This is a genomic window from Desertivibrio insolitus (assembly GCF_017355965.1).
GTDB lineage: Bacteria > Actinomycetota > Actinomycetes > Actinomycetales > Microbacteriaceae > JAFIQW01.
The window spans coordinates 642,571-658,976 of sequence record NZ_JAFIQW010000001.1; the positions used below are offsets into that span (position 1 = coordinate 642,571).

Sequence of the window (16,406 nt, forward strand, 5' to 3'; positions counted from 1 at the left end):
CATCACTGACAAGGTGCCAGCCGCGGAGCGCCGGCGCGGCGAGGGGCCCTTCGAAGGCGAGGGGCGGGGCGCCGCGCACCATCCGCCCCTCCCCGACTCGAACGCTCCAATTCACACGAGCGAGTCGCGCCAGGCCGCGTGCAGCTGGGCGAAGCGCCCCTCGCCGCCGATGAGCTCGGCGGGCGAGCCGTCCTCGACGATGCGCCCGTGCTCCATCACGAGCACGCGGTCGGCGATCGCGACCGTCGACAGGCGGTGCGCGATGATCACCGCGGTGCGGTCGGCGAGCAGCGTCTGCAGCGCCTCCTGCACGAGTCGCTCGCTCGGGATGTCGAGCGATGCCGTCGCCTCGTCGAGGATCAGCACGGCGGGATCGGCGAGGAACGCGCGCGCGAACGAGACGAGCTGCCGCTGACCGGCCGAGACGCGGCCGCCGCGCTTGTTCACGTCGGTGTCGTAGCCGTCGGGCAGCGCGGCGATGAACTCGTGCGCCCCGACGGCCTTCGCCGCGGCGACGATCTCCTGCTGCGTGGCATCCGGCTTGCCGAGCGCGATGTTCTCGGCGACCGTGCCGCTGAAGAGGTACGCCTCCTGCGTGACCATGACGATCGCGCGGCGCAGGTCCTTCGGGTGCAGGTCGCGCAGGTCGACGCCGTCGAGCGTGACGCGGCCGTCGCTCGGGTCGTAGAACCGCGCGATGAGCTTCGCGAGGGTCGACTTGCCCGCACCGGTCGAGCCGACGAGCGCGATGGTCTGGCCTGCCGGGATGTCGAGCGTGAACCCCGGCAGCACGACGCGGCCCGACGTGTACGCGAACTCGACCTCGTCGAACCGTACGTGGCCCTTCGCCTTCCACAGGTCGACCGGCTTGATGGGGTCGGGCACGCTCGGGCGCTCCTCGAGCACGCCCGAGATCTTCTCGAGCGCGGCGGAGGCCGACTGGTACGAGTTGTAGACCTCGGCCATCTCCTCGGCGGGGTCGAAGAACCGGCGGGCGTAGAGCACGATCGCGAGCAGCGAGCCGACTGCGAGGGCGCCGTCGATCACCCGGAAGCCGCCGACGAGCAGCACGGCCGCGACGGTCATGTTGCCGATCAGCACGAGACCGGGGTCGTAGGTGCCGAAGAGCTGGATGACCTTCGTGTTGGCGTAGCGGTAGTCCTCGGTGAGCTGAGCGAACTCGCGCTCGTTGCGCTTCTCCTTGCGGAACGCCTGCACCGCCCTGATGCCGGTCATCGTCTCCACGAACTGCACGATGAGGCGGGCGGATGCCACGCGGGTGGCCCGGTACAGCTTCTGCGAGCGCACCTGGAACCAGCGCGTCAGGGCGGCGAGGGGCACGAGGGCGACGGCGAGCACGAGCCCGCTCACGGGGTCGAGCAGCACGAGGGCGACGGCGGTGAACACCATGTAGAGCAGGCCCTGCACCAGGTTGTTCAGGCCGGCGTCGAGCAGCTCGCGGATCGAGTCGAGGTCGCTCGTCTGCCGGGCGATGATCTTGCCCGACGTGTAGCTCTCGTGGAACTCGAGGCTCAGCCGCTGGGTGTGCAGGAAGACGCGCTTACGCAGGTCGATCAGGATCGCCTGACTCACGCGTGCGGCGAGCACCTGGTACCAGGCGATGAGCACGGCACCGATCGCCCCGGTCACGAGGTAGGCCGCGACGATCAGCGCGATCGGCATCCAGTCCTGCTCGTCGACGAGCGCGGGCAGGCCCTCGTTGATGCCGAGCGCGATGAGGGCGGGCCCGGCGACGCGGCCGGCGGTCGAGACGACGATGACGAGCATCGTGAGCACGACCTGCCAGCGCAGCGGATGCAGCAGCGACCCGAGCAGCCGCAGCGACCGCCGCCGCAGCGCGCGACTCTCCTCCTTGGTGAGGTCGTCGCGCTCCTCGCCCTGGACTCCTTCGACGGTGCGCGGGGTCATCGGCCGACCGTCCTCTCCGCGTCACGGGAGAGCTGTCTCTCCTCGCGTTCGCTCTCGCGGCGCTCGCGCGCCTCCTCGTCCTCGAGGGACGACAGCACGTAGCGGTAGTGCTCGTTCGTGGCGAGCAGCTCCGAGTGGCGGCCGACCGCGGTGATCCGCCCGTTCTCGAGCAGGGCGACGCGGTCGGCGAGGGTCACCGTGGACGGGCGGTGCGCGACGATCAGCGCGGTCGTCGTCGTGAGCACGCGGCGGAGGGCCGCCTCGACGAGGGCCTCCGTGTCGACGTCGAGGGCGGAGAGCGGGTCGTCCAGCACGAGCACGGCGGGGTTCGCCGCGACGGCGCGCGCGAGGGCGAGGCGTTGCCGCTGGCCGCCGGAGAGCGAGAGCCCCTCCTCGCCGATGAGGGTGTCGAGCCCGTCCGGCAGCTCGCGCGCGAATCCGGCCTGTGCGATGTCGAGGGCCTCGTCTAGCACGCGCTGCGCCTCCTCGCCCTCGAGCCCCGGGCGACCGAGCAGCACGTTGTCGCGGACGCTCGCCGAGAACAGCGTCGCGTCCTCGAACGCCATGGCGATGTGCGTGCGCAGCTCCTCCCGGGTCATGTCACGGATGTCGACGCCGTCGAGCGTGATGCGCCCGCCGGTGACGTCGTACAGCCGTGTCGTGAGGGCGGTGAGCGTCGACTTGCCCGACCCGGTGAGCCCGACGAGCGCCATCGTCTCGCCCGGTTCGATCTCGAGCCGGATGCCGTCGAGCAGGTCGGGGAACTGGGCGGGCGAGTCCTGGTAGCGGAAGTGCACGTCCTCGAACACGAGGCGGCCCTCCCGGGTGCCGAGCGACACGGGGTTCTCGGGGTCGGTCACGGTGTTCTCGGTGTCCATGACCTCGAAGAAGCGGTCGATCGCGGTGCGGGTGAGGAACGTCATCGACAGCAGGAAGCCGATCGACTCGATCGGCCAGCGCAGGATTGCCGCCGTGGCGAAGAACGCGAACAGCTGCCCGACGGTCAACTGGTCGGCCGCGGCCAGCCACACCCCGCCGAGCAGGCAGAGCGCGAAGGCGATGTCGGGCACGAGCAGCAGCCACAGCCAGATGCCCGCGATGGCCTTCGCCTTCTCGATCTCGGTGCCGCGCAGCGTCTCCGCCTGCTTGGCGAACTTCTGCAGCGAGAACTTGCCGCGCCCGAACGCCTTGAGCACCCGGATGCCGTGCACGCTCTCCTCCACGGCGGTGGCGAGGTCGCCCTGCTGGTCCTGGCTCAGCCGCGCGACCTTCGAGTAGCGCTGCTCGAACACGTAGCCGTAGATCCACACCGGGATGCAGCTCACGAGGAACACGACGCCGAGCAGCGGATGCCAGTAGAACAGCACCGCGGTGCCGATGACGATCGTCACGATGTTGACGACCAGCAGCACGATGCCGAACGCGATGTACCGGCGGATGAGGCTGAGGTCGCTGATGACGCGCGAGAGCAGCTGCCCGCTCTGCCAGCGGTCGTGGAAGGCCACCGGCAGGTCCTGCAGCTTGCGGTAGAACGCGTTGCGCATGTCCGCCTCGATGTGCGTGCTCGGGGTGAGCACGAACAGGCGGCGCAGCGCGATGAACACGGCCTCGGCGACACCGAGGGCGAGCACGATCAGCACCGCGGGCCAGAGCCGCGAGACGTCGCCCGAGCGCATCGGCCCGTCGACGATCCACTGCAGCACGAGCGGGATCGCGAGCGCGACCACGCCGGCGAGCAGGGCGGAGACCCCGCCGAGGATGATGCGGTTGCGCGCCGACTTCGCGAACGGATAGACGCGCATCAGCGTGCGCGCGGTGGAGAGCTTCTTGTTCTCGCGGGTGCGCGAGGTCATGGTCGTCCCTGTGATCGATCGCCCCGGGGTCGCCGGGGCAGGGCGTGCGTGGTGGAGCGCCCCTCGTGGGGCGTGGTCCGCCGCTGGCGGTGGCCGTCGGGCGGATCAGGGACGCGGCGCGGTCAGCGCCCGTCGCGGGAGGCGGAGCGGCGCGGGCGGGCGGCGAGCGCCACCGGGGCCGCGGGGATGAAGACCGCGTGGGTGTCGAAGCTCGTCATGATGTCCTCCCGGTTCCGTGCATCCGTCGTGCCGCTCGCGCAGCCTTTCACCGTAGTCCCGCTCCGACGAGCGGGGCAAGGGGTTCTGGTGAGGTGTGCCGGAACCAGCAGGCCCGTGCGCGCGGCGCCGACCGGGCCGGGAGCGACGTCACGCTTGGCGGACGGACGCCGGCGTCGCCTTTCCGGGCTGCGGCGGTGAGAGGGCCGTCCGGACGCCGAGCACGACCCAGGCGAGGCCGATCGGCAGATCCAGCAGCACCCGGTGGTCCTGCACGTTCACGAACAGCCCGACGGCCGCCGCCCCGAGGAACAGCAGCGCGAGCCGGCGCGACGCCTCCCCCCACAGGGCGAGGCCGGCCGCGAACGCGCCGGCGACGGGCAGTAGGCGCCCGAGGGTGTCGGAGTCATGGAGCCACCACAGCGGCGAGCCGTCGGAGGCGCCGCGATTGACGAACAGCCCGACCACGAGCAGGGCAGCGCCGGCCAGGAGAAGCAGCAAGCTCGCCGTCCATCGCCGTCGGGCCCGACCCGAGCGGGCCGCGACGCCGGCGGCCGCCGCCAGGAGCAGCACCGCGACGAGCAGCAGCCAGGCGATGTCCTCGCTTTCCCGGTGCCTCAGCACGCCGGCGAAGCACGCCCCGCCGACGCAGCCGAGCGGCCGCACGGCGAGCAGCAGCGCGTGGACGACCCAGGCCAGCCCGCCGAGCAGCGCCGCCGCACCGGGCAGGATTCGGAGGGAGGACCGCACGGGCCCATGATGCACCGGTCGGGCGGACCGCCGCGACGGCAGCGAGCCCGGCACCCTGATCGGTGTGCCGGGCTCGCGTCGCGTCGAGGACACAGCGGCGCTGCGTCAGTGGAAGAAGTGCCGCTCCCCGGTGAAGTACATCGTCACGCCCGCCTGCTGCGCCGCGGCGATCGTCTCGTCGTCGCGGAGCGAGCCGCCCGGCTGCACGATCGCGCGGACGCCGGCCTCGATGAGGATGCCGGGGCCGTCGGCGAACGGGAAGAACGCGTCGGATGCCGCGACGCTGCCCTTCGCACGGTCGCCGGCACGGCTCACGGCGAGCTTGCACGAGTCGACCCGGTTGACCTGTCCCATGCCGACGCCGACCGAGGCGCCGTCGTCGGCGAGCAGGATCGCGTTGCTCTTGACCGCGCGGCAGGCCTTCCACGCGAACTCGAGGTCGCGCCGGGTGACCTCGTCGGCCTCCTCCCCCGCCACGAGGGTCCAGCTCGACGAGTCGAAGTCCTCGAACGTGTCGGGCTGCTGCGCGAGCAGGCCGCCGGAGATCTGGCGCACCTCGAGCTCGGCGCGGGCGAAGTCCGCCGGGAGCGTGAGCAGGCGGATGTTCTTCTTCGCCGTCAGCAGCTCGACGGCCTCCGGCGCGAAGCCGGGCGCGACGACGACCTCGGTGAAGATGTCCTTCACGGTCTCCGCCATCTCCCGGGTCACCTCGCGGTTCGCGGCGATGACGCCGCCGAACGCCGACAGCGGGTCGCAGGCGTGAGCCTTCGCGTGCGCCTCGGCGATCGAGTCGGCGGTCGCGATGCCGCACGGGTTGGCGTGCTTGATGATCGCGACGGCGGGGGTGTCGAAGTCGTAGGCGGCGCGCACGGCGGCATCCGCGTCGACGTAGTTGTTGTACGACATCTCCTTGCCGTGCAGCTGCGTCGCCTGGGCGATGCCGCGGCCCGCCGGCTCGCGGTAGAGCGCCGCGGCCTGGTGCGAGTTCTCGCCGTAGCGAAGCGTCTGCGCGAGCTCACCGGTCAGCTCGAGGCGCTGCGGCAACGCGGATGCCCCGCCGTCGGCCGCCTTCGCCGCCTCGTGCTCGGCTCGGACCCCGATGTTCTCGGCGAAGTACTCCGCCACGGCGGTGTCGTAGGCGGCGGTGTGCGCGAAGGCCTCGCCCGCGAGACGCTGCCGCTGGGCGAGCGTCGTGCCGCCGAGGGTCAGCGCCTTGATGATCTGGGGGTAGCTCGCGGGCGACACCGCGATCGCGACGTTCGCGTGGTTCTTCGCCGACGCGCGCACGAGCCCGGGCCCGCCGATGTCGATGTTCTCGATCACCGCGGGGGCGTCGGCGCCCGAGGCGACGGTCTCGACGAAGGGGTACAGGTTCACGACGACGAGCTCGAACGGCGCGATGCCGAGCTCGGCGAGCTGACGCTCGTGGTCCTCGAGCCGCAGGTCGGCGAGCACGCCGGCGTGGATGGCGGGGTGCAGCGTCTTCACGCGTCCGTCGAGCGACTCGGGGAAGCCCGTGACATCCGCGACCTCGGTCACGGCGTGCCCGGCGTCGGCGATCGTCTTCGCGGTGGAGCCGGTCGAGACGATCTCGACCCCGGCGTCCGCGAGCGCGGCGGCCAGCTCGAGCAGGCCGGTCTTGTCGCTGACGGAGATGAGGGCGCGCTTGATCGGCACGGCGTCGCGGTCGCGGTAGAGGCTCGGGTCGATGACGTGGGCCATGGGCGTTCCTTCTTACTGGCGGGCGGAGAGATCGATGGTGCCGTCGGCGATGCCGCGCACCACCTCGGCGAGGAGGCGACGCTCGACGACCTTGACGCGGTCGTGGAGGGTCTCCTCGGTGTCATCCGGTTCGATCGACACGCGCTCCTGAGCGAGGACCGGGCCGGAGTCGACACCGTTGTCGACGACGATGACGCTGGCGCCGGTCTCGCCGACGCCGGCGGCGAGGGCGTCGCGGATGCCGTGGGCGCCGGGGAACTCGGGCAGGTAGGCCGGGTGGGTGTTGATCATCCGGGGCGCGAGCGCGTCGACGACCCGCGGCGGCAGCAGGCGCATGAAGCCGGAGAGGATCACGAGGTCGGGTTCGCGGCGCTGCAGCTCGGCGAGCAGTTCGTCGCCCCACTCCTCGCGCGGCGTGCGGAACGGAACGACGAAGGTCTCGATGCCGTGGTGCTCGGCGTGAACGAGGCCCGGGGCGTCGCGATCGGCGCCGACAGCCGTCACGGTCGCGGGGAAGTCGGGCTGCTGCGTCTCGTCGAGGAGCGCCCGGAGGTTGGAGCCGCCGCCGGAGATGAGCACGACCACCGAGAGCACGCGCTCAACCCTAGCCGGGTCGCCCGGTGCCCCTAAACGCGTTCGCGCACCTTCGCCCCGGCGAGCATGCCGAGCGCGGCGGGCAGGCCGATCTCGACGGTCGCGAGCAACCCGACGAGCAGGGCGTTCGGCCCGACGTCGACGAGGCGGCCCGGCCCGGCGGACCCGGCGGATGCCGCGGCGAGCAGCCCGAGCACGAGCCCGGCGACGACCCCGATCCCGACCCCCGCGGCGACGCGGAGCGGCACGCCGACCTCCTCGCCGAGCGCGCGCGTGAGGGCGGGGCGGAGCACGGCGCCGAGCAGGAACCCCGCCACGACGGGCACGAGCAGCCCGAGGAAGCCCCAGGCGAGGTCGCCTGTCGGCAGGGCGCCGAAGAGCGGAACGGCGGGGATCGGCCCGAGTTCGGTACCCAGCGGGGACACCGACGAGCCCGTGCCGATCGCGAAGCCGGGGCCGACAAACCACGAGGCCGCCCAGACCACGAGGTCGGGCAGCAGCGCGAGCTGGGCGAGGGTGAGCGCCGCTCCCCCGAGCGCGCCGGCGTAGACGGCCTCGTACAGCGCGATGATCGAGGCGTAGCCGAGCACGATGAGCACGGCGACCGCGATCGCCGCGACGCCGAGCACGGCGGCGGAGGCCGCGGCACCGCCGCGGAGGGCGACCGCGAGCACGGCCCGCACCTCGCGCGGCCACGACAGCACGAACTCGTGCACGCGGCGCTCGAGCGCGTTCTCCGGCACCGCCTGCTCGGCAGAGCGGCTGCGCCGCATCCGGCCGGTCTCGGCGCCGATTCCGAGACCCACCGCGAAGAACAGCGTCGGCAGCAGGATGCCCTGCCACAGCGACGGCGACACGACCGGGTGCAGCGCGGTCAGCGTGAGAGCCGCGCTCATGAGCGCGAACATGCCGAGGGCGACGAGCGTGCCGGCGGTGCGGTGCGGGGTCTCCGCGATGCGGAGGCCCGTGCGCACGGCGAGCAGCACGGTCAGCAGCGCGAAGCCGAGCACGGCGATCGAGACGACGAAGGGCTGCTCCGCTCTGGCGACGCCGAGGCCCGCCGCGAGCGCCGGGTCGAGCGCGAGGCTCAGGTCGACGCCGAAGCCGAGCAGCCAGATGTCGACGGCGGCGCGCCAGAACAGCAGCCAGTCGGGGCCGAAGCCGAACTGGACGGCCCAGAGGAGAGTCAGCGGAACCAGCGGGATCGCGACCCCGATCGCGACGACGAGGAGGGCCTCGAGCGACGAGAAGAGCATCGTGATCTTGCGGTTCATACGGCTCCCCACGCTAGCCCCGGGGTGCGCCGGCGCCCGGGCGCACCGCCGCGGCCCGCGGCATCCGTCTCGTGTCCGGCGGGCTGCCCTCCCGGTTTGCCAGCGGGGCGTCTGTAGGAGCGACGCCGCGACACGCCGGGGGGAACGAACATCGGCCCGGCGCGTCGCCCGCCCGCTCCTACAGACGCCACAGGTGGCCGGCGCCGGAACGAGGAAGCGCCCCGCCGGAGTCATCCGACGGGGCGCTTCGACGAGCGGAACTCAGAGGTTCGCGAAGACCTCTCGCATGAGGGAGGCCGTCTCGCTGGGGGTCTTGCCGACGCGGACGCCGGCGGCCTCGAGGGCCTCCTTCTTCGCCTGGGCGGTGCCCGACGAGCCCGACACGATCGCGCCCGCGTGACCCATGGTCTTGCCCTCGGGGGCCGTGAAGCCCGCGACGTAGGCGACGACCGGCTTCGTGACGTTCTCGCGGATGAAGTCGGCCGCGCGCTCCTCGGCGTCGCCGCCGATCTCGCCGATCATCACGATCGCCTTGGTCTCGGGGTCCTGCTCGAACGCGGCGAGGGCGTCGATGTGGGTCGTGCCGATGATCGGGTCGCCGCCGATGCCGACGGCCGTCGAGATGCCGATCTCGCGGAGCTCGAACATCATCTGGTAGGTCAGCGTGCCCGACTTCGAGACGAGGCCGATCGGGCCGGCGCCGGTGATCGTCGCGGGGATGATGCCCGCGTTCGACTTGCCGGGGCTGATGATGCCGGGGCAGTTCGGCCCGACGATGCGGGTCGCGTTGCCCTTCGCCTTGGCGTGCGCCCAGAACTGCGCCGAGTCGTGCACCGGGATGCCCTCGGTGATGACGATGGCGAGCGGGATCTCGGCGTCGACGGCCTCGAGCACGGCGCTCTTGGCGAAGGCCGGCGGCACGAAGATGACGGAGACGTTGGCACCGGTCTCCTGCATGGCCTCGGCGACCGTGCCGAAGATCGGGAGCGTCGCGCCATCGATCTCGACCGTGGTGCCGGCCTTGCGGGGGTTCACGCCGCCGACGATGTTCGAGCCGCTCGCGAGCATGCGGGTCGCGTGCTTCGTCCCCTCGGAGCCCGTGAGCCCCTGGACAATGATCTTGCTGTTCTCGTCGAGGAAGATCGACATTCTTCTTTCCTTACGCGTTCGCGAGCTCGGCGGCCTTGGCGGCCGCGTCGTCCATGGTGTCGACGACCGTGACGAGGGGGTGGTTCGCCTCGGCCAGGATGCGGCGGCCCTCTTCGACGTTGTTGCCATCGAGACGCACGACGAGGGGCTTCGTCGCGGTGTCGCCGAGCTTGCCGAGCGCGCCCACGATGCCGTTCGCGACGGCGTCGCAGGCGGTGATGCCGCCGAAGACGTTGACGAACACGCTCTTGACCTGCGGGTCGTTCAGGATGACGTCGAGACCGGCGGCCATGACCTCGGCCGAGGCGCCGCCTCCGATGTCGAGGAAGTTGGCGGGCTTGACGCCGCCCTGCTGCTCGCCGGCGTAGGAGACGACGTCGAGGGTCGACATGACGAGGCCCGCGCCGTTGCCGATGATGCCGACCTCGCCGTCGAGCTTGACGTAGTTGAGGTCGCTCTCCTTGGCCTTGGCCTCGAGCGGGTCGACGTCGCCCGCCTCGACGAGCGCGCCGTGGTTCTCGTGACGGAAGTCCGCGTTCTCGTCGATCGTGACCTTGCCGTCGAGGGCGATGATCTGGCCCGACTCGGTGAGCACGAGCGGGTTGACCTCGACGAGGGTCGCGTCCTCGTCGCGGAAGACCCACCAGAGGCGCTCGATGACGGGCACGATGCGGTCGAGGAGGTCCTCGGGGAAGCCAGCGGCGTCCGCGATCTCGCGGGCCTTGGCCTCGTCGATGCCCGTCGCGGGGTCGACCTCGATGCGGGCGAGGGCCTCGGGCTTCTCGACGGCGAGCTGCTCGATCTCCATGCCGCCCTCGACGCTCGCGAGCGAGAGGAAGGAGCGGTTGGCGCGGTCGAGCAGGATCGAGAAGTAGAACTCCTGCGCGATGCGGGCGCCGGCCGCGACCATGACGCGCTTGACGACGTGCCCCTTGATGTCGAGGCCGAGGATCGCCTGCGCGGCCTCGTACGCCTGGTCGGGGTTGTGGGCGACCTTGACGCCGCCCGCCTTGCCGCGTCCGCCGGTCTTCACCTGGGCCTTGACCACGACGGTCCCGCCGAGCTTCTCGGCGGCCGCGCGCACCTCCTCAGGGGTGTCGGCGACGATGCCCGGCAGAACCGGGACGCCGTAGGACTCGAAGACGTCCCGCGCCTGGTACTCGAAAAGATCCACGCTGCTACTTCCAATCCGCGTGTCGTTGGCTGCTCGCCCGTCCCGTCGCCGGATCGATTTCGCTCGGCGTCGAGATTGTGGGCCACCTATGACCCTACCGTTTCCGCGGCGGTTCTCAGCACGGCCGACGCGGACGGGAAAGCACTTTCCCTCAGCAGTGGCGCGGAAAGGACGTCAGTGCTGCGGATGCCTCGCGGCCCAGTCCTGGGCGTGCGTCGCCTGGTCGCGGGTGAGGTTCGTCACGCCGCCGCAGTTCGAGCACTCGTTGAAGTACCGGGTCGACACCGAGAACAGCGGGATGAAGAACAGGGAGAACCGGTTCGACCGCTTGATCACGTGCTGGGGCACGTTGCGTCCGCAGAAGTGGCACACGAAGGCCACCGAGACGAGCAACTGCTCCTTAGGACTGAGGCCGAAGAGGAGGAACACTCAACTCACGCTAGGCATCGCGCCTGGGCGTGGCGTCAGAGTTTCTCGATCGGCGCGACCTTGATGAGCAGTCGCTTGCGTCCCGCCGGGCCGTCGAACTGCACCTCGGCGATCCGCTTCGGACCCACACCGGTCACGCCCGTGACCCGTCCCTCGCCGAAGTCGACGTGGCGGATGCGGTCGCCCGCTGCAAGCTCGAGGTCGCCGTTGTCGCGGACCGTGCCGGTCACCTGACTCGTCCACTGCGTCTTCTCGCGCTTGGCCGGGGCCGGCGGCAGCGAGTCCCGTATCGACCACGAGCGGGAACTCCCGCCCTCGCGGCGGGCGTTGAGCGCGCGCGGCTGCGTGCCGCCGCGGCTCGTCGCCATGCCGGGGCTCTGCCGCCAGTCGATCAATTCGGCCGGGATCTCCTGCAGGTAGCGGCTCGGCATCGCCACGGAGGCCTCGCCGAACGTCGCCCGCGTCATGGCGAGCGAGAGGTACAGCCGCTTGCGGGCGCGGGTGATGCCGACGTAGAACAGGCGCCGCTCCTCGGCGGGCCCGCCGGGCTCCCCCGCCGACATGCGGTGCGGCAGCAGGTCCTCCTCGACGCCGGTCAGGAACACCGCGTCGTACTCGAGGCCCTTGGCGGTGTGCAGCGTCATGAGCGAGACGGTGCCGCTCGAGTCGTCCAGTTCGTCGGCCGCGGCGACGAGCGAGACCTCGGTGAGGAAGTCGAGCAGCCGCCCGTCGGGGTTGTTGCGCTGGAACTCGCGCGTCACCGCGACGAGCTCCTCGACGTTCTCGGCGCGCGCCTCGTCCTGCGGGTCGCGGCTCGCCCGCAGCGACTGCAGGAAACCGGTCTTCTCCAGCAGAGCCGTGAGCACGTCGGCGACGGGCGCCTCGTCGACTGTCTGCCCGACCTCGTCGAGGATCGCGGCGAGTCCGAGGATCGCGCCGGTCACCTTCGGGCCGAGCCCGAGCGTGTCCGCGTTGCGCAGCGCCTCGCGCAGGGTCGTGTCGTGCTCGTCGGCCCAGTTGGCGAGCGCCGTCTCGGTCGCCGGGCCGATGCCGCGCTTGGGGGTGTTCAGGATGCGGCGCAGGGCGAGCGCGTCGGCCGGGTTGGCGACCGCGATCAGGTACGCCATCGCGTCCTTGATCTCGGCTCGCTCGTAGAACTTCGTGCCGCCGAGCACCCGGTACGGCAGTGCCGAGCGGATGAAGATCTCCTCCAGCGCTCGCGTCTGCGAGTTGGTGCGGTAGAAGACCGCGATGTCCTTATAGTCGACGCCCGACTCGTGCAGCTTGACGATCTCGTCGGCGACGAACTGCGCCTCGTCGTGCGCGGAGTACCCGGTGAAGCCCGTGATCTTCTCGCCGGCCCCGACGTCGGTCCACAGCTTCTTGTCCTTGCGGTCGAAGTTGTTGGAGATGACGGCGTTGGCGGCGCTGAGGATGTTCTGGGTCGAGCGGTAGTTCTGCTCGAGCAGCACGACCTTGGCCTGCGGGTAGTCGCGCTCGAACTCGACGATGTTGCGGATGTCGGCGCCGCGGAACGCGTAGATCGACTGGTCGGAGTCGCCGACGACGGTGAGCGAGGCGCCGGGGATGCCGCCCGAGGCATCCGTCTTCATCCGGGTGTCCGGCGGCACGTCGTGCGGCTTGACCGGGCGGGTCAGCTCGTGGATGAGCGCGTACTGGGCGTGGTTGGTGTCCTGGTACTCGTCGACGAGGATGTGGCGGAACCGCCGCTGGTACAGCGCCGCGACGTGCGGGAACGCGCGGAACAGATGCACCGTCTGACTGATGAGGTCGTCGAAGTCGAACGCGTTGGCGGCGTTGAGAGCCCGCGTGTACTGACGGAACACCTCGACGAACATCGCCTCCTGCGGGTCGCCGAAGTTCGCCTGGCGGGCGTAGGAGTCGACGTCGGTCAGCTCGTTCTTGAGCTTGGAGATCTTGTTCGAGACGCTCGCGACGGTGAGGCCGAGGCTGTCGGCCTCGCTGTCCTTGATGATCCGCTTGAGCAGCGCGCGCGTGTCGGCCGCGTCGTAGATCGTGAAGCTGCGGGTGAAGCCGAAGTTCTCGGCCTCGCGGCGCAGGATGCGGACGCACGCGGAGTGGAACGTCGAGATCCACATGCCCTCGGCGGCCTGGCCGACGAGGTGCTCGACGCGCTCGCGCATCTCCGCGGCGGCCTTGTTGGTGAACGTGATCGCGAGGATCTGGCTCGGGTAGGCCTCGCGCGACGCGATGAGGTTCGCGATGCGGTGCGTGAGCACGCGGGTCTTACCTGAGCCGGCACCGGCGACGATGAGGAGCGCGGGGCCCCGGTACTCGACCGCCTCGCGCTGCTGGGGGTTGAGCCCGTCGAGCAGGGAGTTGTGGGGCTGCTCGCTGCGCGGGTCGAGGACGATCGTCATGAGGCGTTAAGTGTAGGTCGGGCCTCCGACGTCGGCCGGGTCGCCGGTCGGCCGTTCGCCCTCGGCGCGACCGAGTCCGCCGCGCACGGCGAGTGCGAGGTCCGGATGATCCGCGAAGACGCCGTCGACGCCCGTGTCCATGATCTCGGCGAACTCGGCCGCCCACCGGCCGAAGTCGGCGGGCTCGCCGGTGCGGTGGCGCTTGGCGAGGAACCGGTTTTCGGGGCGGAGGGTCCACGTGAAGACGGACAGCCCGGCGGCGTGCGCCCGGGGGACGAGCGGCGGGTTGACATCCGCCAGCAGCACGCCCTTGTCGACGCTGATGCCGTCGACCTCACCCGCGAGCGCGGCCAGCGCCTCGTCGGTGCGCTCCTGCTCGTAGGTGGGCGCGTCATCGCCGAGCGACGCGACGAGGTCCGGCGCACTCCCCCGCCGCTCCTGCAGGTAGACGATGGGAGCGACGACGCCGCGCGTGCGGATGTCGCGCAGCACGCCCCGCTCGAAGCACTCGACCGTGAGCCGCGGGTCGGCCGCCCAGCCCGCCTCGGCGAGCTCCGCGGCGAACAGCTCGCCGAGCGGAAGCCCGACGGAGTCGAAGTAGGTGGGGTGCTTGAGCTCGGCGACGAGCCCGACCGACCGCTCGGCGTCGTCGAGGATCGCGAGCAGATCCGCGAGACGCTGCATCGGCTGCGGCGGAAAAGTGGTGTTCGCCGGGCGGATGCCGGGCAGCCGCTCCCGCAGCGTGAGGGTCTTCAGCTCCGCCCAGTCGAAGTCCTCGGTGAACCATCCCGTCAGCTCCACACCGTCGACGGTCTTCGTGGTGCGGCGGTCGGCGAACTCGGCGCGCTCGGAGACATCCGTCGTGCCGCCGATTTCGTTCTCGTGACGCAGCACGAGCACGCCGTCGCGGGTGGGCACGATGTCGGGCTCGATCGCGTCGGCACCGAGCGTGACGGCGAGGTCGTACGCGGCGCGGGAGTGCTCCGGGCGGTAGCCGCTCGCTCCGCGGTGGGCGATGACGAGCGGCCGTGGAGGGGTCACGCGCCCACGCTACGCGAGCCGCTATGGTGGCCCCACCATGGCCAGCTGCCGTTCATGTGCCCGCGGACTCGACCCGTCGTGGAAGTTCTGCGTGTACTGCGGCACCCCGGTCGCCGGCGCCGCGGATGACTCCGGGCCCGCTGCCCACGACGGCGCCCCGCTCGCCGCCCCGGCGCTGGTTCCCGCGCTGCACGGCGAGCCCCGGCCCGCCGGAGCGGAGCCGTACCGGTGGACGAGCGCCCAGCCGTCGACCTGGCCCGGTGCGCCGATGCAGCCGGCGATCCCCACTGCGATCCGTCCGGACACCGCCGCGCCGGACCGGCCCTTCAGCGTGCTCGCCATCGTCGCGTTCGCGCTCTCGCTCGTGGGCTTCGCTCCCGCCTTCGCGCTCGGCCACATCGCGTCCTCGCGGGTGCGCGCGCACGGGCTGCGCGGGGGCGGGCTGGCCCTCGCGGCGACCGTCATCGGCTACGCGCTGCTCGTGTTCTGGCTCGCCGCGATCGTCGCCGCGGCGGTGTGGCTGCTGCGCTCGGAGCCCGCGGGAACAATCCAGCAGGCAACTGCGTTACTCCTGATGAGGCCGTAGTTCTGCACTCCGTGCAACCTCTTCCGCCCTGGGCTCAATTCCCAGTTCGGTGAGCGAGTGCTCCACTAGGCTTCAGCCACCGATTCATTGGAGGAATCACTTTCATGGCATCCAACCCCGCCTTCTCGAACTCCCCCGCGTTCTCGCAGCGCCCGGGTGCGGGGGCCCCGTTCGCATCGGCTCCGTCCGGTGCGCTCTCCGCTGAGCAGCTCGACGAGCTGTACGGACGCCCGTCTGCGACGCCCGTCGACACCGGCCGGATGACCTACGAGGACACGATCGTCAAGACGGCCGTGACCTTCGCGGTTCTGATCGCCGGCGCCGTCGTCGGTTGGTTCGTGCCGATCCTGGCGCTGCCTGCCGCGATCGTCGCGCTCGTTCTCGGTTTCGTGAACGTATTCAAGCGCCAGCCGTCCAAGGGTCTGATCCTGACCTACGCCGCCTTCGAGGGTGTCTTCGTCGGTGGTATCTCGGTGCTGTTCTCCCAGCTGTGGGAGGGCATCGTCACGCAGGCCCTCATCGGCACCCTCGCCGTCGTGGGTGTCACTCTCGCGCTCTTCGCCTCGGGCAAAATCCGCGAGACGAAGCGTGCGACGCAGATCTTCACGGTCGCGATCCTCGGTTACGCCGCGTTCTCGCTCGTGAACTTCGGTCTCATGCTCTTCGGCGTGACCGACACCCCGTTCGGTCTGCGCGACGTTCCCGTGCTGGGCATGCCGCTCGGCTTCTGGCTCGGCATCCTCGTCGTGCTCCTCGCCGCGTACTCGCTGGTGATGGACTTCGAGGACGTCAAGCGCGGTGTCCGCAACGGCGCTCCCCGCATCTACGGCTGGCAGGCCGCGTTCGGGATCATGGTCACGGTCGTCTGGCTGTACCTCGAGATCCTGCGCCTCCTCGCCATCCTGCGAGGCGACGAGTAACACTCCTCACACGAAGGGCCGTCCCGGAAGGGGCGGCCCTTCGTCGTAACGGGTCGAGTGCGCGGGCCTCGATACCTCGCTCCGCGGCTACTCGACCGCCGGGTAGAGGCGCCCCAACCGCCTGGACGCGAGCATCGACAACGGAGGCGAATTGCCCCGCCCACGTCGACATTGACCCACCAAGGGCACAATCGCCTCCTTTATCGATCTCGCCGGGCGCGCGCCTCAGATTTCACTCACGCAAGAGCTGGGGCGGGGCGTGGCGACCGACTTGCGAGTTTCAAGACGAGGGGCCGGGTGCCATCGGCATCCCGCCCCCCGTCTTGGTGTCTGTGCTGGGGGGCGCTACGCCCCCCACCCACGGGAC

13 protein-coding genes are annotated in these 16,406 nt (G+C 71.0%); 2 read left to right on the forward strand and 11 right to left on the reverse strand.

Annotation, left to right across the window (positions count from 1 at the left end; all coding sequences use genetic code 11):
• Positions 1-111: 111 nt before the first annotated feature.
• The 11 genes from JUB10_RS03070 to JUB10_RS03120 all read right to left on the reverse strand — a co-directional run bounded on the left by JUB10_RS03070 (position 112) and on the right by JUB10_RS03120 (position 14,533).
• Entirely contained in the window at positions 112-1,929 is a 1,818-nt protein-coding gene (locus JUB10_RS03070; protein WP_207454154.1) for an ABC transporter ATP-binding protein, read from the reverse strand.
• Positions 1,926-3,782, reverse strand: a complete 1,857-nt coding sequence (locus JUB10_RS03075; protein WP_207454156.1) for an ABC transporter ATP-binding protein — start codon at positions 3,780-3,782, stop codon at positions 1,926-1,928. The genes JUB10_RS03070 and JUB10_RS03075 overlap by 4 nt, the downstream gene beginning before the upstream one ends.
• 366 nt (positions 3,783-4,148) lie before the next feature.
• Complete coding sequence (locus JUB10_RS03080; protein WP_207454159.1) at positions 4,149-4,748, reverse strand: hypothetical protein; 600 nt, start codon at positions 4,746-4,748, stop codon at positions 4,149-4,151.
• Between the two features lie 105 nt (positions 4,749-4,853).
• The gene (gene purH, locus JUB10_RS03085) at positions 4,854-6,470 is read right to left on the reverse strand and encodes a bifunctional phosphoribosylaminoimidazolecarboxamide formyltransferase/IMP cyclohydrolase (protein WP_207454161.1); all 1,617 of its coding nucleotides are present in this window, start codon (positions 6,468-6,470) and stop codon (positions 4,854-4,856) included.
• 12 nt (positions 6,471-6,482) lie between these two features.
• On the reverse strand, positions 6,483-7,064 hold the full coding sequence (purN, locus tag JUB10_RS03090) for a phosphoribosylglycinamide formyltransferase (RefSeq protein WP_207454162.1): 582 nt from the start codon (positions 7,062-7,064) through the stop codon (positions 6,483-6,485).
• Between the two features lie 32 nt (positions 7,065-7,096).
• A complete protein-coding gene (locus JUB10_RS03095; RefSeq protein WP_207454164.1) occupies positions 7,097-8,338 on the reverse strand; it encodes a cell division protein PerM in 1,242 nt (413 codons plus the stop codon).
• Between the two features lie 261 nt (positions 8,339-8,599).
• The gene (gene sucD / locus JUB10_RS03100; RefSeq protein ID WP_207454166.1) at positions 8,600-9,487 is read right to left on the reverse strand and encodes a succinate--CoA ligase subunit alpha; all 888 of its coding nucleotides are present in this window, start codon (positions 9,485-9,487) and stop codon (positions 8,600-8,602) included.
• Positions 9,488-9,497: 10 nt separating this feature from the next.
• Positions 9,498-10,661 (reverse strand): ADP-forming succinate--CoA ligase subunit beta, encoded by a 1,164-nt coding sequence (sucC, locus tag JUB10_RS03105; protein WP_207454168.1) that lies wholly within the window; start codon positions 10,659-10,661, stop codon positions 9,498-9,500.
• Between the two features lie 174 nt (positions 10,662-10,835).
• Positions 10,836-11,090 carry a zinc-ribbon domain-containing protein gene (locus JUB10_RS03110; RefSeq protein ID WP_207454169.1) on the reverse strand — a complete coding sequence of 85 codons (255 nt, stop codon included), beginning with the start codon at positions 11,088-11,090 and terminating at the stop codon, positions 10,836-10,838.
• Between the two features lie 35 nt (positions 11,091-11,125).
• On the reverse strand, positions 11,126-13,492 hold the full coding sequence (locus JUB10_RS03115) for an ATP-dependent helicase (RefSeq protein WP_207454170.1): 2,367 nt from the start codon (positions 13,490-13,492) through the stop codon (positions 11,126-11,128).
• Between the two features lie 6 nt (positions 13,493-13,498).
• Complete coding sequence (locus JUB10_RS03120; protein ID WP_207454171.1) at positions 13,499-14,533, reverse strand: glycerophosphodiester phosphodiesterase family protein; 1,035 nt, start codon at positions 14,531-14,533, stop codon at positions 13,499-13,501.
• Positions 14,534-14,570: 37 nt separating this feature from the next.
• Here JUB10_RS03120 and JUB10_RS03125 point away from each other — a divergent pair, with 37 nt between their 5' ends.
• Positions 14,571-15,119 carry a DUF4190 domain-containing protein gene (locus JUB10_RS03125; RefSeq protein WP_207454172.1) on the forward strand — a complete coding sequence of 183 codons (549 nt, stop codon included), beginning with the start codon at positions 14,571-14,573 and terminating at the stop codon, positions 15,117-15,119.
• Between the two features lie 104 nt (positions 15,120-15,223).
• Positions 15,224-16,039, forward strand: coding sequence for a Bax inhibitor-1/YccA family protein (locus tag JUB10_RS03130; RefSeq protein ID WP_207454173.1), 816 nt, complete (start codon positions 15,224-15,226; stop codon positions 16,037-16,039).
• Positions 16,040-16,406: the final 367 nt, after the last annotated feature.